Origin of the sequence: Ornithinimicrobium sp., assembly GCF_051004135.1 — a bacterium.
Classification (GTDB): domain Bacteria; phylum Actinomycetota; class Actinomycetes; order Actinomycetales; family Dermatophilaceae; genus Ornithinicoccus.
On sequence record NZ_JBPCKQ010000163.1, the window covers coordinates 1 to 18569 of the forward strand.

Here is an 18569-nt window from a genome sequence, read left to right on the forward strand (position 1 = left end):
CCCGTCGCTGGCAGCCACCGAGACGTGCGCGGTGGAGGCCGAGGTGGGCAGTCCCAGACCACCCATGCCCCTGATGTCGCGCAGCAGCGAGACGCCTGCGGCCTCCAGGTCGGGGGCGATGTCGACGCGCTGCAGCCGCAGGTCCAGCACCCGGCGCATGACGTCGGCCGTGACCCCCGGTGTCACCGGCCGGTCGGCGTCGGCGAGCAGGCGCAGCATCGCGGTCAGCACCGGCCCGCCGATCGCCGGCGGCGGGTTGCAGGCCAGGTCCCAGTCGCCCAGGTGGGTGTGCAGGGCAAGTCGCACCACCGGGCGGTATGCCGCGAGGTCGGCCAGCGTGACCAGGCCACCCCGCTCGTCCATGTCGGCGACGATGCTGCGCGCCAGGTCCCCCGTGTATGCCGTCGCGGCCCCCTCGGCGCCGATCTGCTCCAGGGTGCGCGCCAGGTCGGGGTCGGTGACGATGTGCCCGCCCGGCAGACCCGACCCGTCGTCGGTGTAGACGCGGCGGGTCACCGGGTCCCACCCGAAGATGTTGTCAGAGACCAGGGCGCTGTAGCTGGCCGCCGTCTGGCTGACCGGGAAGCCCTGGGCCACCGCTCGCACCGCGGGGTCGAACAGCTCGGCCCACGGGGCCCGTCCGTGGTGCTCGTGCACCCAGCCCATCGCGGCGAACATCCCCGGTGTGGCGACCGAGCCGGGCCCCGCGTAGGTCGTCAGCCCGCCCCCGTAGGTGGTGGTGCACTCGATCAGTCCCTGACCGAACCGCTCGCGCGGTGCGCCGCGCCCCGGCATCTCCACGTTGCCGTCGACCACGACAGGGTCGCCGCTCGTCGGCCAGACGTTGACGTAGCAACCACCCAGCGGGCTGATCAGTCCGGGCTCGGTGACCGAGGCGACGATCATGGCCGCCAGGGCGGCGTCGACGGCGTTGCCACCGTGCGCCAGCGCCACCTGTCCGGCTTGGGTGGAGATCGGGTTGGGCGCGGCAATCGCGGCCTGACGGGTCATGCCGCGATTGTGCCGCATCGCCGGGACCCCTCGCCCCGATCGATCGGCCAGGACCTCAGCCCGCCGGCACAGCCGGTGCGCAAGGTGACACTCGGCGCTGAGTTCACCGCCTGGCGCGCCAATCCCGTTGCATACGGTGACACTCGGCACCGAATGCACCACAGGGCGGCAACTCCTCATCTCTGCGGCATGGGGCCGCGCTCCGGCATCATGGGCGCGTGTCCAGTCCACAGCGAGTTCTGGTCTACGGGGTCACCGGCTCGGGCAAGAGCACCCTGGCGCTGCAGATCGCCGACGTCCTCGGCCTGCCGTGTCACCTGGCCGACGAGGAGATCGGCTGGCTTCCGGGATGGACGGAGCGCCCCGTGCCAGATCAGCGTGGGATCGCCGCGCGGATCTGTGCCGAGCAGCAGTGGGTGCTCGACACGGCATGCAGTGGGTGCTCGACACGGCATACGGTCACTGGCGCGACGTGGTGCTGAGCCGGGCGCAGGTGATGGTGGCTTTGGACTACCCCCGTTGGGTCTCGCTCACCTGCTGCTGCGGCGCACAGCGCGTCGGCTGCGCAACCAGGAGTCCATGTGCAACGGCAACGTGGAAACCTGGAGCCAAGCGCTCTCCGGGACTCGATCCTGGTGTGGCACTTCCGGTCCTTCGCGCGCAAGCGCCGGCGCATCCGGGCGTGGGCGGCCGATCCGGACGGCGTGCCGGTGGTGCACCTGCGCAGACCCTGCGAGACGCAGCGGTGGCTTCGATCGATCGCCCGGGGGTCTGCACAGCAGCCTCAGAACAGCCGGTGCTCGGCGTCGTCGACCCCGCGCAGCGCCTCGTAGTCGAGAGTGACGCAGCGGATGCCCCGGTCGGTGGCCAGGGTGCGCGCCTGCGGCCGGATCACCTGGGCGGCGAAGATGCCGCTGACCGGGGCCAGGTGCGGGTCGCGGTTCAGCAGCTCCAGATAGCGGGTGAGCTGCTCGACCCCGTCGACGTCACCGCGCCGCTTGATCTCCACGGCGACCGTGGCGCCGACGTCATCCCGGCACATGATGTCGACCGGCCCGATCGCCGTGGGGAACTCCCGGCGCAGCAGACTCCACCCCCGGCCCAGAGTCTCGATGTGCTCCGCGAGCAGCGCCTGCAGCTGGGACTCCACGCCGTCCTTGACCAGCCCGGGGTCGATGCCCAGGTCGTGCGCGGTGTCGCTGAGCACCTCGTGCAGTCGGATCCGCAGCGTGTCCTCCCGCTTGCCGTGCCGCACCAGCCACACCGACACGACGCCCTCGTCGGTCTCGGCAGGCTCCGGAGTGAGCTCGGCCATCGAGCAGGGCGGCGCCATCCAGTTCAGCGGCTTGTAGGAGCCGCCGTCGGAGTGCACCAGCACCGAGCCGTCGGCCTTGACCATCAACAGCCGGGTCGCCAGCGGCAGGTGGGCCTGCAGGGCCCCCTGGTACTCGACGCTGCACCTCGCGATCACCACCCGCACGACGGCATACCCTAGCCGGGCCAACTGCGTGAAGCGGTGAGAGGATCGCGGCATGGCTAGTGAGATCAACACCGTCGGCGTGATCGGTCTGGGCACCATGGGTGCCGGGATCGTCGAGGTCTTCGCCCGGGGCGGGTGCACCGTGATCGGTGTCGAGACGACCACCCCGTATGCCGATCGCGGCCGGGCCATCCTGCAGGGCTCCACCGACCGCGCGGTCGCCAAGGGCAAGCTCGACAAGGCCGGGCAGCAGCAGATCCTGGACCGGATCACGATCAGTACGCAGATGGCCGACCTCGCCCCCGCCCACCTGGTGGTCGAGGCGGTCCCGGAGACGATCGACCTGAAGCGCGCCGTCTTCGGGGAGCTGGACGGCATCGTGCGCCCCGACGCCGTGCTGGCCAGCAACACCTCCAGCCTGTCGATCACCCAGATCGCCGCGACCACGGCACACCCCGGGCGGGTCGTCGGGATGCACTTCTTCAACCCCGCCCCAGTGCTCAAGCTGGTCGAGGTGATCACCACCCTGGGCACCGATCCCGAGGTGACCGCGAGCGTCGCCGATGTCGCGCAACGGCTGGGCAAGAAGCCCGTGGTCGTCGGTGACCGCGCCGGCTTCGTGGCCAACTACCTGCTGTTCGGCTATCTCAACTCCGCGATGCGGATGCTGGAGCACGGGCACGTCAGCCGGGAGGACCTGGACACGGCGATGCGGGTCGGCGCCGGGCTGCCGATGGGGCCGCTGACCCTGATGGACCTGATCGGTCTCGATGTCTGCGACCACATCGGCGAGGTCATCTACACCCACAGCCGCAGCCCGTTGCACGCCCCCAGCGCGATGCTGCAGCAGCTGGTGACGTGCGGGCGGACGGGCCGCAAGAGCGGACGCGGCTTCTACACCTACGCCAAGGCCGGCGGCGCTCAGGTCGTCGCCGACGACGACACGCCGGCGCCCGGAGAACCGCGCGAGCTGCGGGCCGTCGGGGTCGTCGGCACGGGCGCCCTCGCCGATGAGCTGGTCGCTCGCCTCACCGAGGGTGGGTATGCCGTGACGCACGCCGACGACCCGAGTGACCTGGAGCCGCTGGCCGATGTCGGGCTGGTCATCGAGGCCAAGGAAGAGGCTCAGGAAGAGGTGGCGGGCGACACGGGTGACGTTGCGGGCCAGGGCAGCGACGCCGACGAGCTGTTCGCCCGGCTCGGCGAGGTGACCGCGCCGGGGACCGTGCTCGCCACGGCCAACAGCTACTCCGCGGCCGCCCTCGCGGCGCGCTCCGGCCGGCCCGAGGAGAGCGCCGTGCTGCGGATGCATGCGCCCACGGGCAACGGTCAGGTCATCGAGATCGGCCGCACCGTCGCCACCTCGACGGTGACCGTGGACACCTTGCGCGCCGTCGTCACCGCCATGGGTGCGGAGCCGGTGGTCTGCCGCGACCGGACCGGCCTGGTCGTCGACGCACTGCTGGTGCCGCACCTGAATGACGCGGTGCGGATGTGCGAGCAGGGCTACGCCTCGGTCGCCGACGTCGACACCGCGATCCAGTACGGCCTGGGCTATCCGATGGGGCCCTTCGCGATGATCGACCGCATCGGCGCCGATGAGGTGCTCGCTGTGTGCGAGGAGCTGCTGACCGGCACCGACGGGTTCCAGGCACATCTGGTGCCCTCGCCGTTGTTGGTGGAGCACGTGCTGCTCGATCGGCCGTTCACGGGCTGATGCCCCGGTCCAACCGGCCGCGCCGAGGGGGTCGACCCCGAGGTCCGGGCAGCGCCGGGGCAGCCGGTCCGCGGGCCGGCGCGATGCCGGTCGGCACGACCTCGGTGACGTATGCCGGTCAGGTCTGGTCAGTGCGTCAGGTCCGCGGCTCGGACTCCGGGCGCGAGTTCCGCTGCCCCGGCTGCCAGCAGCAGGTCAGCGCCGCGCCCCCGCATACCGTCGTCTGGCCGCAGGACGCGATGCAGGGTCTGGACAACCGGCGACACTGGCACACCGCCTGCTGGGCCGCCCGCGACCGCCGCCGCCCGGGTGGCTCCTTCGCCTGAGCCTGCGCCCACCAGGGGACTGGACGAGGACTAGGGTGAGCGGCCATGGAGTCGATCCGAGCCAACACCGTGCTGGCGGCGCGGCGTGAGGAGATCGAGCTGCATACCGCCGACGGGCTCACGCTGGTCGGTGAGCTGGCCCTGCCCGCGGACCGCGAGCCGGTCGCGACGCTGGTCACTTTGCACCCGCTGCCCACGCACGGCGGGTTCATGGACAGCCACGTGCTCAAGAAGGCGTCCTACCGGCTGCCGGCCCTGGCCGACCTGGCCGTGCTGCGGTTCAACACGCGGGGGACGAGCTCGCCGCGCGGCACCAGCGAGGGGGCCTTCGACGAGGCCGACGGCGAGCGTTTCGACGTCGCGGCGGCCATCGAGTTCGCGGACTTCCACGAGCTGGCGCGTCCCTGGCTGCTGGGCTGGTCGTTCGGCACCGACCTGGCGCTGATGCACGGCGCCGACCCGGCGATCGAGGGGGCGATCCTGCTCAGCCCGCCGCTGCGGTTCGCCCGAGAGGAGCACTTGCGGCACTGGGCGCAGACCGGCAAGCCGGTGCTGGCCCTGGTGCCCGAGCTCGACGACTACCTGCGGCCGCAGGAGGCGCGGCGCCGGTTCGCCCCGCTGGAGCAGGCGCAGATCGTCGGCGTCGACGGGGCCAAGCACCTGTGGGTGGGGGAGACCTTCGTGCGGCGCGCGTTGGAGGAGATCGTGCGCACCGTCGTCCCCGACCACGAGGCGCTCACCTGGGAGGTCGAGGAGTCGCTGGTCGTGGGGCACGACGGCTGAGCGCGACCCTGCCTCAGAGCCGCGACTGGCGCGGCACCACGACCTCCTCGTAGAGCAGCAGCAGCCCGGCCGCGATCGGGATCGCCACCAGCGCCCCGAGCACCCCGAGCAGGGTGCCCCCGATCAGCACCGACGTCACGGTCACCGCGCCGGGCACCGAGACCGTGCGGGCCATGATGCGCGGCACGATGACGTAGTTCTCGATCTGCTGATAGACCACGTAGTAGATGACGACCACCAGCGCCAGCGTGGGGTCCTGGGCCAGCGCGACCGAGGCGACGATCACAGCGCCCAGGATGGCGCCGATCATGGGGATGAGCCCCAGGAAGCCGACGAGCACGGCCAGGACCACCGGGTAGGGCAGACCCAGCACCTCCAGCAGCACCCAGGTGCAGAACGCGTTGATCGAGGCGACCGAGATCTGCCCGAGGGCGTAGGAGCCCACCCGGCGCATGATCTCCTCGGCGAGGGCGATGACCCGGGGCCGCCTGCTGGCCGGCACCAGCTTGTAGGCGCCGTCCTTGACGGAGGGCAGTGTGGCCAGCAGGTAGAGCGTGAGAATGAGCGTGGTCAGGAAGCCCACAACGCCACCGGCGACCCACCCGGCCGCACCCAGCACGCCGCCGAAGACGGTGGAGACGAAGGCGTTGTCGCTCATCCGCGCGTCGAACTCGGTGGTCATCCGCTGCGAGATGTCGAACTGCGCATTGAGCTGGGTGGCCCACGAGGCGCCCGCCAGGTCCTCCAGATAGCGCGGGGTGCGCTCGACCAAGGTCGTGGTCTGCTCGACCACGGGTGGGGCGACCAGGTAGCCCAGGGCCGCGAAGACCGCGATCAGCCCGCTGAACACGATCAGCACGCCCATCTGCCGCCGCATCCCGCGCCGGGTGAAGACCTCGACGATGGGGTTGAGCACCAGCGTCAGGAACAGCGCCATCGCCAGCACGGTCAGCACGGCGGACAGCCGCGACAGGTTGCCGGCCAGGAAGATCGCGGTCAACACGCCGAGCGCCCCGACGAAGCCGATGAAGAAGGGGGAGCTCAGCGCGACCAAGCGCTGTGATGGTCCGGTGGGCGCGGTCTCCGGCGGGGCAGCGGGCCGCGGCTGCGGGCGCTCCCACATCTCCCGCCGCAGCTCGTTGCTCTCGGCCAGCAGCTCCAGCTGGCGCTCCCGGTAGTCCTGCCAGCGCTGCACCGCCCGGGCCCCGACCCGGGGCACGGTGACAGGGTTGAGCCGACTGGGCACTCGCAGCCGACGCACCGGGGGATCGGAGTCCTCGTGTGCGCTCATCGGGGTGGTTCGACCAGCTCGACCAGCACCCCGCCGGCGTCCTTGGGGTGCACGAAGTTGATCCTGCTCCCGCCGGTGCCCCGGCGGGCGGTGTCGTAGAGCAGCCGCACGCCCCGGGCCCGCAGCGTCTCGCCGGCGACGTCGACGTCGCGCACCCGGTAGGCCAGCTGCTGCAGACCCGGTCCGGATCGGTCCAGGAAGCGCGCGATGGCGGAGTCGGGCCGCAGCGGCGCCAGAAGCTGGACCTGCGCCGATCCTGGCGGAGCGCCGGGGGCAGCCAGCATGGCCTCGCGCACGCCCTGCTCCTCGTTGGTCTCCTCGTGCACCACCTGCAGGCCGAGCATGTCGGCGTGCCAGCGGATGGCCGCGTCGAGGTCGGCCACGGCGAGTCCGACGTGGTCGACGGCGACGGCGAGGGTGACGAGCTCGCCCCCCGGTCCGGTCATGCTTCGCAGCGTACTCACCCGGCGGGCGGCGGGACACCCTGACACGGCAACCGAGACCGGCACGGCATACGGTGCGGCCATGGACGACCTGCTGGTGCGCGGTGCCCGCGTGGTGCCGCTTGGTGAGTCAGCCGAACGCGAGCCACCGTCGGCGGGCCCGGGCGACCCGGTGGACCTGCTGGTCCGCGACGGTGTGGTCGCCGAGGTCGGGCGGGGGCTGGACGCCCCACCCGGGGTGCCTCGGGTGGCGGCGGAGGGTCGGTGGGTGGTCCCCGGCCTCTGGGACCAGCACGTCCACCTCACCCAGTCGGCCCTGGGACTGACCCGGCTCGACACCTCCGCTGTCCGCTCACCCCAGGAGCTGCTCGACCTGGTCGTCCGCACGCTGCGCGATGGGGGAGCGCGCACCCCCACCGGGGTGCTGACCGCCTGGGGGCACCGGTCGGCGCAGTGGGAGCGGCAGCCCAACGTGGCCGAGCTCGACGCCGTCACCGGGTCGGCGCCCGTGGTGTTGATCAGCGGTGACGGCCATCACGGCTGGCTCAACTCCGCTGCCCTGATCCGGCTCGGGGTGCCGCTGCGCGACGGCATCGTCGAGGAGGACGAGTGGTTTGCGATCTATGCCCTGCTCGACTGCCTGCCCGGCGCGGCGCAGGAGGCGGAGCAGGCGATCGCCCAGGCGGTGTGGCACGCCCGAAGCCTGGGCGTGGTCGGCATTGTGGACCTGGAGTTCGGCGGCAGCTGGGAGCAGTGGCCCGCCCGGTATGCCGTGGGGGTCGGGCCGTGGCGGGTGCGCGCCGGGGTCTATCCGGGCCGGCTGGCCGAGATCCTGGCCACCGGGCGCGCCGACGGGGATGCCGTGCCGGGGACGGACGGGCTGGTCACCCAGGGGCCGCTGAAGATCATCTCGGACGGCTCGCTCAACACCCGCACGGCCTGGTGCTGCGAGCCGTATGCCGACGGCGCCGCCCTCGCGGCCCCGTCGGGGCGGGCCAACGTCACCCCGGAGCAGATGCGCGAGCTGGTCGGGCTGGCCCATGCCCGCGGTCTGAGCACGGCGCTGCATGCCCTGGGCGACGCGGCGGTGGCCGCGGCCCTTGACGTCTTTGCGGCGACCGGGGCACAGGGCAGCATCGAGCACGCCCAGCTGCTGCGTCCCGCCGACCTGCCGCGCTGGTCCCGGCTGCCGGTGCGGGCCAGCGTGCAGCCCGCCCACCTGCTGGACGACCGCTCGGTCACCGAGCAGTGCTGGCCGGACCGGACCGAGCGGACGTTCGTCGTGGCCGGGCTGCTGGCCCACGGCATACCCGTCGTGCTCGGCTCCGACGCGCCGGTGGCACCGCTGGACCCGTGGCTGAGCATGGCCACGGCGGTCCACCGGGGGCCCGTCCACGCGGCGGCGTGGCACCCCGAGCAGGCGCTGAGCGCGCACCAGGCGCTCGCGGCGTCGGTCGACGGACAGCGGCTGCGGCCCGGGGCGCGTGGCGACCTCGTGCTGATCGACGCCGATCCGCTCGCGCCCGGGGACAGTGCCGCGCAGGCGGCCGGACTGCTCGGGATGCCGGTCGCCGGGACGGTCGTGGCTGGCCGGCTGAGCGGCCCGCTGGCCGGTGCGCTGGACGGTTAGAGTGACCGGACCGACACCGTCGTTCGCAGAGGAGATCCGTCATGTCTACCGCCAGCCCGTCCGTCATCGTGGCCGGAGCCCGCACGCCGATGGGACGGCTGCTTGGCTCGCTGAAGGACCTGTCCGGCACCGACCTGGGCGGGGTGGCCATCGCGGCCGCGTTGGAGCGCTCAGGGGTCAGCGGTGACCAGGTCGACTACGTGATCATGGGTCAGGTGCTGACCGCCGGGGAGGGCCAGATCCCGGCCCGGCAGGCGGCGGTCAAGGGCGGCATCCCGATGACCGTGCCGGCGTTGACGATCAACAAGGTGTGTCTGTCCGGAATCGACGCCATCGCACTGGCCGACCAGCTGATCCGGGCCGGTGAGTTCGAGATCGTGGTGGCCGGGGGCATGGAGTCGATGACCAATGCGCCGCACCTGCTGCCCAAGACCCGCGCGGGCTACAAGTACGGCGACGTGACGATGCGCGACCACATGGCCCTGGACGGCCTGTGGGACGTCTTCACCGACGTGGCGATGGGGGCGCTGACCGAAGACGCCAACGACCCGCAGGCAGGTCAGGGTGAGGCTGCCTCGCACTTCACCCGGGAGGAGCAGGACACCTTCGCGGCCCGCAGCCACCATCGGGCTGCGGCCGCAGCGCAGGAGGGCCGGTTCGACGCCGAGGTGACGCCGGTGCCGGTGCCGCAGCGCAAGGGCGACCCGGTGCCGGTGAGCGCCGACGAGGGCATCCGCCCGGACACCACCGCGGAGTCGCTGGGCAAGCTGCGCCCGGCCTTCCGCAAGGACGGCACGATCACTGCCGGGTCCGCCTCGCCGATCAGCGACGGTGCGTGTGCCGTCGTCGTGATGAGCAAGGCCAAGGCGCAGGAGCTGGGGCTGGAGTGGCTGGCCCAGATCGGCGCGCACGGGGTCGTGGCCGGCCCGGACTCGACGCTGCAGAGCCAGCCGGCCCGGGCCATCGCGGCGGCCTGCGCCAAGGAGGACATCGAGCCGGCGGACCTGGACCTGGTCGAGATCAACGAGGCGTTCGCGGCCGTCGGACTGGCCTCGATCGAGCAGCTCGAGCTGGACCCGGAGCGGGTCAACGTCGACGGCGGCGCCATCGCGCTCGGCCACCCGATCGGTATGTCGGGGGCCCGGATCACGCTGCATCTGGCCCTGGAGCTGGCTCGCCGGGGCGGCGGGGTTGGTGCCGCCGCTCTGTGCGGCGGCGGCGGCCAGGGTGACGCCCTGATCGTGCGCGTCCCCGCCGGGTCCTGAGGCCGGAGCCGCGTGCGATCCCGCCGTGACGTCGACGTCCCCACCCTGGTCGAGTCGGCCCGTTCGGGTGCCCCCCGTGCGGTGGCCCGGCTGATCAGCCTGGTCGAGAACGCCGACCCCGCCCTGCGTGACGTCATGGCGGCGCTGGCACCGCATACCGGCCGGGCCTGGATCATCGGGCTGACCGGCAGCCCCGGGGTGGGCAAGTCCACGACCACGACGATGCTGGTGCGCGCGTTCCGCGAGCGCGGGCTGCGGGTGGGGGTGCTGGCCGTCGACCCGACCTCGCCGTTCTCCGGCGGGGCGCTGCTGGGCGACCGGATCCGGATGGGCGATCACGTGCTGGACCCCGAGGTCTACATCCGTTCCATGGCCACGCGTGGCCACCTGGGCGGGCTGGCCTGGGCGACGCCGCAGGCGCTGCGGGTGCTGGACGGCGCCGGGTGCGACGTGATCGTCGTGGAGACCGTGGGCGTGGGGCAGAGCGAGATCGAGATCGCCGCGCTGGCTGACACCACGGTGGTGCTGCTGGCCCCGGGCATGGGCGACGGCGTGCAGGCGGCCAAGGCCGGCATCCTGGAGGTGGGCGACGTCTTCGTGGTCAACAAGGCCGACCGCGACGGCGCCGATGCCACCGTGCGCGAGCTGCGGCACATGATCAGCCTCGGCGACCGCACCGAGCCGGGGCTGTGGCGCCCGCCGGTGGTCAAGACGATGGCCGACCGGGGCGAGGGTGCCGATGAGGCATTGGAGGGGCTGGACAAGCACTGGGCGCGGCTGCAGGAGACCGGCGAGCTGCGCGAGCGACGTGCTCGACGCGCTGCCCGCGAGGTCGAGGCCATCGTGCTGGCCCGGCTGCGCAGCCGGATGGGCGACCTGAGCCGCGGCTCCTCGCTGCCCGAGGTCGCCGATCAGGTGGTCGAGGGCACCCTGGACCCGTATACCGCCGCGGACCGAGTCCTGACCGAGCTCACCTGAGCCCCGGACGGCGCCAGCGCTCCTACGGCTGGCTCAGCTCGAGAGCAGGAGCGGTACGTCGTAGCGCTGAAGGGTGCGGTCTGCGGTAACCAGGCGCAGGCCGTCGGTCTGCGCCTGGGCGACCAGCATGCGGTCGAAGGGGTCAGTGTGGTGCGCAGGCAGCAGCGCGGCGGTCCGGGTGTACCGGCCGGTGACGGCCAGCTCCGTGAAGCCATTCGCCGCCACCTCGGCGGCCAGGTCGACCGCGGCAGGGTGGAGGCGTCCGAGGGCAGCCTTGATCTCGGCCTCCCAGAGCGTGGCGGCGCTGACGAACACTCGGGCCGACCCGTCGCCGATCGCCGTCCTCGCCTCGCGAGAGAGTCGTGGGTGGTCCGCGAGCCACCACAGGAAGACGTGGGTGTCCAGGAGCAGCGACACCTGCACTGCCTCAGATCTGCTCGGGTGGCGTTGCGTGATCCCCGCCCTCCGGCCGGTGGGGGGCAGTCACGTCCTCGAACGCCTCCATGAGGTCATCGGGCAGGGGGTCGTCGAAGTCCTCGGCGATCTGCAGCAGACCGCGCAGCCGCCCGGGTGACCGGATCGGCTCTCCGGCGTAGGCGACCAGGCGCGCGACCGGGCGGTTGTTGCGGGCGATGACGATCTCCTCACCCGCCTCCACGCGATCGAGCAGCCGGGACAGGTGCGTCTTGGCTGCGTGCACGTTCAAGGTCTCCATGGACTAAGTCTAGTCCAGTCCGCCACCACCGGTCATTGCGGTGATGCCGAACGCCTGAGGCGTACCGTGACGTCATGCTCTTCGCCTTCTCGATCTCCCCGTCCGGCTCGGCCGACTCCGACTCCGACGGCTCGGTGAGCCGGGCCGTCGCCGACGCCGTCCGCGTGGTGCGGGCCTCCGGCCTGCCGCACGAGACGACCTCGATGTTCTCGACCATCGAGGGCGAATGGGACGAGTGCATGACCGTCATCAAGGACGCCTGCGACGTCGTGGCGCAGCATTCCGACCGGGTGGGCCTGGTGCTCAAGGCCGACCTGCGCCCCGGCTACACCGGACAGCTGACCTCCAAGGTCGACCGGGTGGAGGAGCGCCTCCGGGACTCCGATGGCTGAGCGCTCGCCGTATGTCGTGCGGCCACCGGTGCCGCTGGACGCCGAGGCGCTGGGCCGGGTGCACTGCCGCGTCTGGCAGGAGACGTATGCCGGGTCGATGAGTGCGCAGACGTATGCCGCGCTGTCGCCCGAGCGGTTCGCCCGCGGCTGGCGGCAGCGGCTGGCGGCAGCGGCTGACGGGGGTCGACGGTGCCTGGGCGCTGGAGGCCGGTGACACGGCGCGGGTCCCGGAGGATCGGGAGGACGGCATCGTCGGCTTCATCTGCGTCGGGCCCGCCCGCGACGAGGACGCGCCGACGGCATACCAGCTGTGGGCGATCAACCTGGTGCCCGAGCACCAGGGGACCGGTCTGGCGCAGCGACTGATGGCCGAGGTGCTCGGCGACGGACCGGCATACCTATGGGTGGCCACGGGCAACGAGCGAGCCATCCGCTTCTATCAGCGGCACGGCTTCGCCGCGGACGGTGCCGAGACGGCCGACCAGCACGACGTGCCCTGACGACACGACTGCAGAGGCCAAGAGACCGGGGAGCCGTTGCTGGACCGGGGGGTGGCCGTCGCTGGCCGGGCGGGCGGGTGCCTGCCAGGGTGGACCCATGGGTGAGTTCTTCGACGCCGAAGACGGCGGGTCACTTCGACTGGAGCTGCTCAGCGTCGACGGGCGCGACTTCAGCCTGCTGCGGCGGATCGGCTACCGCTCGAAGCGTTACGACGAGCCGTTCGTGGTGCCGGCCGACCTGGAGACGTTCTCCACCGACCTGGCCTCGGTGCCCCGGGTGTTCACCTGGCTGGTGCCCAGGATCGGCGACTTCCTGCCCGCAGCCGTGGTGCACGACGCGCTGGTCGACGAGCAGGACTACCTCGGTCCGCCGGTGGATCGGGCAGAGGCCGACCTGATCTTCCGCGAGGCCATGATCGGCCTGGGCACCGGCAAGGTACGGGCCTGGCTGATGTGGTCGGCGGTCACCTGCGCCACGATGTGGGACGGGCGGCGGCTGGTCGACCGCCTCGCCCTGATCCTCCTGGTCGGGGTGGTGAGCATCCTGGGCGGCCTGGCCACGCTGGACTTCCTCGACGTGTGGGACGTGCTGCCCTGGATGGGTCAGCGACCCTGGCCGGAGGAGCTGGCGGGAGGCGCGTTCTTCGCGCTGGTCATCCCCAGTGCCCTGGCTGCCACGTGGGGCTCCCAGTGGCCCGCCGGGGTGATCGTGGGAGTCGCCCTGGCGTTCCTGCTGCACGTCACCGTGGTGCTGCTGGCGCTCTACCTGGTCTACCTCGGCCTCGAGCGACTGGTCAGCGGTCGACGGGTACGGTGAGGTCATGTCCGACAGTGTTGTTGACCAGCAGAGCGATCGCTCGACCACCCCGTCCGGGCGGGCCGCGTGGCAGGCGCGCTACGACCAGGCGGTCGCCGCCGGTCGGGTCCGCGACGCCGACTTCACCACCCTGTCCGGTATGCAGGTCGAGCCGGTCTACGGTCCGGCACCGCAGGCCGAGGCGAGCGACGAGCGGATGGAGCGGATCGGCTGGCCCGGCGAGTTCCCCTACACCCGAGGGCTCTACCCGACCGGCTACCGCGGCCGGTCCTGGACGATCCGCCAGTTCGCCGGCTTCGGCAACGCCACGCAGACCAACGAGCGCTACAAGATGATCCTGGCCAGGGGCGGCGGCGGCCTCTCGGTCGCCTTCGACATGCCCACGCTGATGGGCCTGGACTCCGACGACCCGCGATGTCCCGGCGAGGTCGGCCACTGTGGGGTAGCCATCGACTCGGCCACCGACATGGACCTGCTGTTCTCCGACATCGCGCTGTCCGACGTCACCACCTCGATGACGATCAGCGGGCCGGCGGTGCCGGTGTTCTGCATGTATCTCGTGGCCGCCGAGCGGCAGGGTGTCGACATCACCACCCTCAACGGCACCCTGCAGACCGACATCTTCAAGGAGTACATCGCGCAGAAGGAGTGGCTCTTCCCGCCTGAGCCGCACCTGCGCCTGATCGGCGACCTGATGGAGTACACGTCCTCGACCATCCCGGCCTACAAGCCGCTGTCCGTCTCCGGCTACCACATCCGCGAGGCCGGATCCACGGCCGCGCAGGAGCTCGCCTTCACCCTCGCCGACGGCTTCGGGTATGTCGAGCTCGGCCAGTCCCGGGGGCTGGACGTCAACGTCTTCGCGCCGGGGCTGTCCTTCTTCTTCGACTCCCACCTGGACTTCTTCGAGGAGATCGCCAAGTTCCGCGCCGCCCGCCGGATCTGGGCGCGGTGGATGCGCGACGTCTACGGCGCCACCGACGAGAAGGCGCTCTGGCTGCGCTTCCACACCCAGACCGCCGGGGTCTCGCTGACCGCCCAGCAGCCACTCAACAACGTCGTGCGCACCGCCGTCGAGGCCCTCGCTGCGGTGCTGGGCGGGACGAACTCACTGCATACCAACGCCCTGGACGAGACCCTCGCGCTGCCGACCGAGCAGTCCGCCGAGGTCGCGCTGCGCACCCAGCAGGTGCTGATGGAGGAGACGGGGGTGGGCAACGTCGCCGACCCGCTCGGTGGGTCCTGGTATGTCGAGGCGCTCACCGACCAGATCGAGGCGCAGGCCGAGAAGATCTTCGCCACGATCAGGGCGATGGGCGAGTCGGGTCGGGCGACCGGCGAGGACGGCGAGGTCGAGCACGAGGTCGGCCCGATGACCTCCGGCATCCTGCGTGGGATCGAGGACGGGTGGTTCTCGGCCGAGATCGCGGAGTCTGCGTTCCAGTACCAGCTCGCGCTGGAAAAGGGAGAGAAGAAGATCGTCGGGGTCAACTGTCACACCGAGTCGGTCAGCCACGAGCTGGAGATCCTGCGGGTCAGCCACGAGGTGGAGCGCGATCAGGTCAGCGCCCTCGGAACGCGGCGCGAGCAGCGCGACGATGCCGGAGTGCGGGGCGCGCTGCAGGCGATGGTCGAAGTGTCCCGGACGGCGGACAACATGATCCCGGCGATGCTCGAGGCGGTGCGGGCGGAGGCCACGCTGGGCGAGATCTGCGACGCGCTGCGCGGGGAGTGGGGCGGCTACCGCGAGCCGGCCCGCTTCTAGGCGCCAGATGGACCCGACCGAGATCGCGACCCTGGTTCGGCTCGAGCAGCGCCACTGGTGGTACCGCGAGCGGCGGGCCGTGCTGGCCCGGCTGCTGGCCGACCTCGACCCGGGGTCGGCGCTGGACGTGGGCGCGGCGGGCGGCGGCAACACCCAGGTGCTCACCGGCCTCGGCTGGTCGGCCGCTGCCCTGGAGTACTCCCGCGACGGTGCGCTGGTCGCTGCGGAGCGCGGTCTGCCCACACTGCGCGCGGACGCCTGCCATCTGCCGTTCGCCGACGCGAGCCTCGACCTGGTCACGGCACTGGACGTGCTGGAGCACCTCGAGGACGACGCGGCCGCTGCAGCTGAGATCCGCCGCGTGCTGCGACCCGGTGGGCGACTGGTGGTCACCGTGCCGGTCGACCCCCGGTTGTGGTCCGCCCACGACGAGGCCGTCGGACACGTCCGGCGCTACACCCGCTCCTCGGTGCTGGCCCTCCTGGCGCGGGCCGGGCTGGAGGTGGAGTCGGCGCGGTCCTGGATGGTGCTGCTGCGCCCGGCCGTCGCCCTGGCCCGCCGGCGCAGCACGGGCAGCGACCTCGACGAGCCGTCCCGCCTCGTCAACGTCGTGCTCGGGGGGATCGTGCGCCTGGAGCGCTACCTGCCGGTGGGTCGTATGCCGGGGGTCTCGGTCGTGCTGCGGGCTCACCGGCCGACCGCGGACTGAGTCGCACGACGCCCCTTCGCCGTGGCGGCGGTGGTCCTGCGGTGAACCTGCGACCAGCACGTTTCACCAATACTGCCGCTCCTGTTTACCATTTCGTTATGCAATCCCTGCGCCTGGTGGCTGTGGCCACGCTGTCCGCGACCCTGCTCCTGACCGCGTGCAGCGACTCCACCGACGATGGCGCGTCGACCGGCTCGTCATCCGGCGAGGCCACCAGCGCCGGCGGCGATCCGGCACAGAGCACCTCGGGTGACGCCGCCTCCGCCACCGGGGACACCGGCGAGGCGACCGCGGGGGCCGACGACGACGTGGTCACGGCAGCCCCGGTCGGCGAGGGCGTGATCAGCCTTGAGGAGGCCGAGGGCCTGGCCCGGACCCTGCTCACCCGCGCAGCAGAGTCCACGCAGGTCGACGGCGAGCCGGCCCGGCAGGGCATCGTGACCGCATACCGGGGGGCAGCGCGCGAGGCCGCGCTCGCGGCGGACCAGCTGGAGCCGGTGGCCGGAGAGCCGCCGGAGCGCAACCTGGAAGCCGATCCCGTCGAGCCCAACGTGCTGGCCGTCAGCCGTGCCGACGAGCAGAGCCCCGAGCTGATCCTGGTACAGACCACTCCGAAGGGCGACCTGCCCGAGCTGCACCTGCTCAGCCGTCCGGCAACGGGGGGCGGCTTCCGCATCATGTGGTCGGCGCCGATGCTCCCCGAGACCGAGGTGGGGACCTTCGACCGGCGCAGCGTCGGCAGTCCGGTGCTGCGCTCCGGCGGAGGGGACTTCGTGACCCCGCCGGGTACGGCCCTGACCGGCCTGGCCGACTACATCGACTATCCGCCCTCGGACGCCCCGGACGTGCGCACCAACGGCTACGCCCCCCTGGTGCGCAAGAGCGCCACCGAGCAGGCGCAGCAGGTGGCGGCACAGGCGACCCTGCGGGAGACCAACTCGCTCACCAAAGACGACTACTGGACGCTCGTGCAGGAGGACGGCACCGGCATCACCTTCGGGGTGCTCGACCGGGAGACCGTGTTCGACGTCCGCGCCGGCAGCCAGCTCATCCCGCCCGACACGTTCACGACATTCAACGACGACGAAGTGCTGACCGATCGCGCCACGCTGGACACGCTCGTCTTCGTGGCGATGCGGCTGCCCGCGCAGGATGGGCCCCCCGAGCTGATCGCGGCGCGGGAGCAGATCGTCGGCGCCTCCGGCAGCTGAGCCGCGACCGCAGCACCCGCGAGATCAAGGACAATGAGGCCATGACCCAGCAACCATTCTCCAACGCCGCGCTGCGCGGTGCCGTCGACCTCTCCGGCCTGGGCAAGGCTCCGGCAGCCGCCCGGCCCGGCGCGGGCCCTGCCACTTCGGGCGCCGGCACGGCGTCCGATGCTGGTCTGACCCAGGCCACTGATGCCTCGTTCGAGGCCGTGGTCAAGGGCAGCAGCACCGTGCCGACCGTGCTGGTGCTGTGGACCGCCCAGGTCCCCGACTCGCTGCAGCACGCCGAGGCGCTCGCCGCGCTGTCGCGGGACTACGAGGGCCGCTTCGTCGTCGTGGGCGTCGACCTCGGCGCAAACCCCGGCATCATGCAGGCGCTGACCCCGGTGCTGCAGCAGACGTTCGGCCAGATCGACTCCCTGCCGGTGGTGCTCGGGCTGATCCAGGGGCAGCCGATGCCGTTCTACCTCGGTGTGCAGGACATCGCGCAGCTGCAGCCGCTGTTCGACCAGTTCCTCCAGGCGGCCGCCACCAACGGCGTGACCGGGCGGGCTGACGTCGGGGCGGACGAGGAGGAGGTGGCGGACGAAGAGGCGCCGGACGAGCTGCCGCCGCTGCACCAGAGCGCGTTCGAGGCGATCGAGCGCGGTGACCTCGATGCCGCGCGCACTGCATACGAGCAGGCCCTGGCTCAGGACCCGAGTGACGCCGACGCTCGACTCGGGCTGGGGCAGGTCGAGCTGCTGACCCGGACGCAGGGGCTGGACCCTGCGGCGACCCGCGAGGCCGCCGCCCAGCGTCCCGGCGACGTGCCAGCGCAGATCGCCGCCGCCGATCTGGACGTGGTCGGCGGACACGTCGAGGACGCGTTCGCCCGGATGATCGACACTGTGCGGGTCACCGCAGGCGAGGAGCGCAACCAGGCCCGCGAGCACCTGCTGCGACTTTTCGAGGTGGTCGGCACGCAGGATCCGCGCGTGGCCACCGCCCGCCGTGCCCTGACCAACGCCCTGTTCTGAGGCGCGGTACGTTCGCCCGGCCGGATCACGCAGGTGACCGATCTGGCCGGTGAGGTAGTCGCACCAGTCGGCGCCGGTACCGGTGTGGACCTCCGGCTAACTGCTCACGAGCCAGCACAGGCAGAACGGATGGCCTGCCGGGTCGGCGTAGACGGCGAAGTCGTCCCCCGATGACGCCCCGGTCGCTTCTCGGAGCAGCGTCGCGCCGAGAGCCGTGACCGCCTCGTGGGCCGAAGAGTAGTCCTCGACCCACAGATCGAGGTGAATCTGTTGGGGTGTCCCGTCGGGCCAGTCCGGTGGTACGTGACCGGGCGCCAGCTGCACGCCGACCCGTGGCGCGCCGTCGACCAGCACCATGTGCCAGTCGTCGTCCACATCAACCGTGCCCTCGAGCACGCCGGCCCAGAATGCGCTCTCGGCGGACAGGTCCGCAGCGTCGAAGGTCACCACCTGATGTCTGATCTGCATCTCGGGAGTGTCTCGCTCGACGGCGGCCGATGGCAAGGGATCGCCCACT

Annotated in this window: 22 protein-coding genes; 15 read left to right on the forward strand and 7 right to left on the reverse strand. The window is 71.9% G+C overall.

Features of this window, described 5'->3' with window-relative positions; genetic code table 11:
• Positions 1–1011: gamma-glutamyltransferase (locus tag ACR2FV_RS11130; protein WP_434015764.1), on the reverse strand; the 1011-nt coding region annotated here is incomplete at its 3' end.
• A gap of 218 nt (positions 1012–1229) precedes the next feature.
• Between ACR2FV_RS11130 and ACR2FV_RS11135 the strand changes: the two genes are divergently transcribed.
• Positions 1230–1493 carry a hypothetical protein gene (locus ACR2FV_RS11135; protein WP_434015765.1) on the forward strand — a complete coding sequence of 88 codons (264 nt, stop codon included), beginning with the start codon at positions 1230–1232 and terminating at the stop codon, positions 1491–1493.
• A 302-nt stretch (positions 1494–1795) separates the two neighbouring features.
• Here the strand turns inward: ACR2FV_RS11135 and nucS are convergent, their stop codons facing one another.
• On the reverse strand, positions 1796–2491 hold the full coding sequence (nucS, locus tag ACR2FV_RS11140; RefSeq protein WP_434015793.1) for an endonuclease NucS: 696 nt from the start codon (positions 2489–2491) through the stop codon (positions 1796–1798).
• Positions 2492–2543: 52 nt separating this feature from the next.
• Between nucS and ACR2FV_RS11145 the strand changes: the two genes are divergently transcribed.
• The 3 genes from ACR2FV_RS11145 (at position 2544) to ACR2FV_RS11155 (ending at position 5317) form a co-directional block, all read left to right on the forward strand.
• Positions 2544–4208 carry a 3-hydroxyacyl-CoA dehydrogenase family protein gene (locus tag ACR2FV_RS11145; protein ID WP_434015766.1) on the forward strand — a complete coding sequence of 555 codons (1665 nt, stop codon included), beginning with the start codon at positions 2544–2546 and terminating at the stop codon, positions 4206–4208.
• Between the two features lie 83 nt (positions 4209–4291).
• Positions 4292–4534 (forward strand): hypothetical protein, encoded by a 243-nt coding sequence (locus tag ACR2FV_RS11150; protein WP_434015767.1) that lies wholly within the window; start codon positions 4292–4294, stop codon positions 4532–4534.
• Between the two features lie 45 nt (positions 4535–4579).
• On the forward strand, positions 4580–5317 hold the full coding sequence (locus ACR2FV_RS11155; RefSeq protein WP_434015768.1) for an alpha/beta hydrolase: 738 nt from the start codon (positions 4580–4582) through the stop codon (positions 5315–5317).
• A gap of 13 nt (positions 5318–5330) precedes the next feature.
• On the opposite strand, the gene ACR2FV_RS11160 is transcribed toward ACR2FV_RS11155, so the two are convergent.
• Together ACR2FV_RS11160 and mce are read right to left on the reverse strand one after the other, a co-directional pair.
• Positions 5331–6608, reverse strand: coding sequence for an AI-2E family transporter (locus ACR2FV_RS11160; RefSeq protein WP_434015769.1), 1278 nt, complete (start codon positions 6606–6608; stop codon positions 5331–5333).
• A complete protein-coding gene (gene mce, locus ACR2FV_RS11165; RefSeq protein ID WP_434015770.1) occupies positions 6605–7054 on the reverse strand; it encodes a methylmalonyl-CoA epimerase in 450 nt (149 codons plus the stop codon). The genes ACR2FV_RS11160 and mce overlap by 4 nt, the downstream gene beginning before the upstream one ends.
• Here mce and ACR2FV_RS11170 point away from each other — a divergent pair.
• The 3 genes from ACR2FV_RS11170 to meaB are packed head-to-tail and all read left to right on the forward strand — an operon-like array spanning position 7053 to position 10924.
• Entirely contained in the window at positions 7053–8681 is a 1629-nt protein-coding gene (locus tag ACR2FV_RS11170) for an amidohydrolase (protein ID WP_434015771.1), read from the forward strand. The genes mce and ACR2FV_RS11170 overlap by 2 nt on opposite strands.
• Before the next feature lie 41 nt (positions 8682–8722).
• Positions 8723–9946: an acetyl-CoA C-acetyltransferase gene (locus ACR2FV_RS11175; RefSeq protein WP_434015772.1), complete on the forward strand. Its 1224-nt coding sequence runs from the start codon at positions 8723–8725 to the stop codon at positions 9944–9946.
• Positions 9947–9958: 12 nt separating this feature from the next.
• Complete coding sequence (meaB, locus tag ACR2FV_RS11180; RefSeq protein WP_434015773.1) at positions 9959–10924, forward strand: methylmalonyl Co-A mutase-associated GTPase MeaB; 966 nt, start codon at positions 9959–9961, stop codon at positions 10922–10924.
• A 33-nt stretch (positions 10925–10957) separates the two neighbouring features.
• Here meaB and ACR2FV_RS11185 read toward each other — a convergent pair whose 3' ends face one another.
• Together ACR2FV_RS11185 and ACR2FV_RS11190 are read right to left on the reverse strand one after the other, a co-directional pair.
• A complete protein-coding gene (locus ACR2FV_RS11185; RefSeq protein ID WP_434015774.1) occupies positions 10958–11341 on the reverse strand; it encodes a type II toxin-antitoxin system VapC family toxin in 384 nt (127 codons plus the stop codon).
• A 10-nt stretch (positions 11342–11351) separates the two neighbouring features.
• On the reverse strand, positions 11352–11639 hold the full coding sequence (locus ACR2FV_RS11190; protein ID WP_434015775.1) for a type II toxin-antitoxin system Phd/YefM family antitoxin: 288 nt from the start codon (positions 11637–11639) through the stop codon (positions 11352–11354).
• Between the two features lie 74 nt (positions 11640–11713).
• On the opposite strand from ACR2FV_RS11190, the gene ACR2FV_RS11195 reads away from it, so the two are divergent.
• The 8 genes from ACR2FV_RS11195 (at position 11714) to ACR2FV_RS11230 (ending at position 18052) form a co-directional block, all read left to right on the forward strand.
• The gene (locus ACR2FV_RS11195) at positions 11714–12031 is read left to right on the forward strand and encodes a thiamine-binding protein (RefSeq protein WP_434015776.1); all 318 of its coding nucleotides are present in this window, start codon (positions 11714–11716) and stop codon (positions 12029–12031) included.
• Positions 12024–12245, forward strand: coding sequence for a hypothetical protein (locus ACR2FV_RS11200; RefSeq protein ID WP_434015777.1), 222 nt, complete (start codon positions 12024–12026; stop codon positions 12243–12245). Before ACR2FV_RS11195 ends, ACR2FV_RS11200 begins: the two co-directional genes overlap by 8 nt.
• Positions 12145–12531: a GNAT family N-acetyltransferase gene (locus tag ACR2FV_RS11205; protein ID WP_434015778.1), complete on the forward strand. Its 387-nt coding sequence runs from the start codon at positions 12145–12147 to the stop codon at positions 12529–12531. Before ACR2FV_RS11200 ends, ACR2FV_RS11205 begins: the two co-directional genes overlap by 101 nt.
• Positions 12532–12628: 97 nt before the next feature.
• Complete coding sequence (locus ACR2FV_RS11210; RefSeq protein ID WP_434015779.1) at positions 12629–13348, forward strand: DUF1353 domain-containing protein; 720 nt, start codon at positions 12629–12631, stop codon at positions 13346–13348.
• A 4-nt stretch (positions 13349–13352) separates the two neighbouring features.
• Positions 13353–15113 carry an acyl-CoA mutase large subunit family protein gene (locus ACR2FV_RS11215; protein ID WP_434015780.1) on the forward strand — a complete coding sequence of 587 codons (1761 nt, stop codon included), beginning with the start codon at positions 13353–13355 and terminating at the stop codon, positions 15111–15113.
• A gap of 7 nt (positions 15114–15120) precedes the next feature.
• On the forward strand, positions 15121–15822 hold the full coding sequence (locus tag ACR2FV_RS11220) for a class I SAM-dependent methyltransferase (RefSeq protein ID WP_434015781.1): 702 nt from the start codon (positions 15121–15123) through the stop codon (positions 15820–15822).
• Between the two features lie 98 nt (positions 15823–15920).
• Positions 15921–17033 (forward strand): hypothetical protein, encoded by a 1113-nt coding sequence (locus ACR2FV_RS11225; protein WP_434015782.1) that lies wholly within the window; start codon positions 15921–15923, stop codon positions 17031–17033.
• A gap of 41 nt (positions 17034–17074) precedes the next feature.
• The gene (locus ACR2FV_RS11230; RefSeq protein ID WP_434015783.1) at positions 17075–18052 is read left to right on the forward strand and encodes a tetratricopeptide repeat protein; all 978 of its coding nucleotides are present in this window, start codon (positions 17075–17077) and stop codon (positions 18050–18052) included.
• 96 nt (positions 18053–18148) lie between these two features.
• On the opposite strand, the gene ACR2FV_RS11235 is transcribed toward ACR2FV_RS11230, so the two are convergent.
• The gene (locus ACR2FV_RS11235) at positions 18149–18520 is read right to left on the reverse strand and encodes a VOC family protein (protein ID WP_434015784.1); all 372 of its coding nucleotides are present in this window, start codon (positions 18518–18520) and stop codon (positions 18149–18151) included.
• Positions 18521–18569: the final 49 nt, after the last annotated feature.

Bases quoted from the DNA above. Each gene is read 5' to 3' on its own strand.
- ACR2FV_RS11145 (WP_434015766.1), top strand. From the start codon at position 2,544: ATGGCTAGTGAGATCAACACCGTCGGCGTGATCGGTCTGGGCACCATG.
- ACR2FV_RS11150 (WP_434015767.1), top strand. From the start codon at position 4,292: ATGCCGGTCGGCACGACCTCGGTGACGTATGCCGGTCAGGTCTGGTCA.
- ACR2FV_RS11155 (WP_434015768.1), top strand. From the start codon at position 4,580: ATGGAGTCGATCCGAGCCAACACCGTGCTGGCGGCGCGGCGTGAGGAG.
- ACR2FV_RS11160 (WP_434015769.1), bottom strand. From the start codon at position 6,608: ATGAGCGCACACGAGGACTCCGATCCCCCGGTGCGTCGGCTGCGAGTG.
- ACR2FV_RS11170 (WP_434015771.1), top strand. From the start codon at position 7,053: ATGCTTCGCAGCGTACTCACCCGGCGGGCGGCGGGACACCCTGACACG.
- mce (WP_434015770.1), bottom strand. From the start codon at position 7,054: ATGACCGGACCGGGGGGCGAGCTCGTCACCCTCGCCGTCGCCGTCGAC.
- ACR2FV_RS11175 (WP_434015772.1), top strand. From the start codon at position 8,723: ATGTCTACCGCCAGCCCGTCCGTCATCGTGGCCGGAGCCCGCACGCCG.
- ACR2FV_RS11190 (WP_434015775.1), bottom strand. From the start codon at position 11,639: ATGGAGACCTTGAACGTGCACGCAGCCAAGACGCACCTGTCCCGGCTG.
- ACR2FV_RS11195 (WP_434015776.1), top strand. From the start codon at position 11,714: ATGCTCTTCGCCTTCTCGATCTCCCCGTCCGGCTCGGCCGACTCCGAC.
- ACR2FV_RS11200 (WP_434015777.1), top strand. From the start codon at position 12,024: ATGGCTGAGCGCTCGCCGTATGTCGTGCGGCCACCGGTGCCGCTGGAC.
- ACR2FV_RS11205 (WP_434015778.1), top strand. From the start codon at position 12,145: ATGCCGCGCTGTCGCCCGAGCGGTTCGCCCGCGGCTGGCGGCAGCGGC.
- ACR2FV_RS11210 (WP_434015779.1), top strand. From the start codon at position 12,629: ATGGGTGAGTTCTTCGACGCCGAAGACGGCGGGTCACTTCGACTGGAG.
- ACR2FV_RS11215 (WP_434015780.1), top strand. From the start codon at position 13,353: ATGTCCGACAGTGTTGTTGACCAGCAGAGCGATCGCTCGACCACCCCG.
- ACR2FV_RS11220 (WP_434015781.1), top strand. From the start codon at position 15,121: ATGGACCCGACCGAGATCGCGACCCTGGTTCGGCTCGAGCAGCGCCAC.
- ACR2FV_RS11225 (WP_434015782.1), top strand. From the start codon at position 15,921: ATGCAATCCCTGCGCCTGGTGGCTGTGGCCACGCTGTCCGCGACCCTG.
- ACR2FV_RS11230 (WP_434015783.1), top strand. From the start codon at position 17,075: ATGACCCAGCAACCATTCTCCAACGCCGCGCTGCGCGGTGCCGTCGAC.
- ACR2FV_RS11235 (WP_434015784.1), bottom strand. From the start codon at position 18,520: ATGCAGATCAGACATCAGGTGGTGACCTTCGACGCTGCGGACCTGTCC.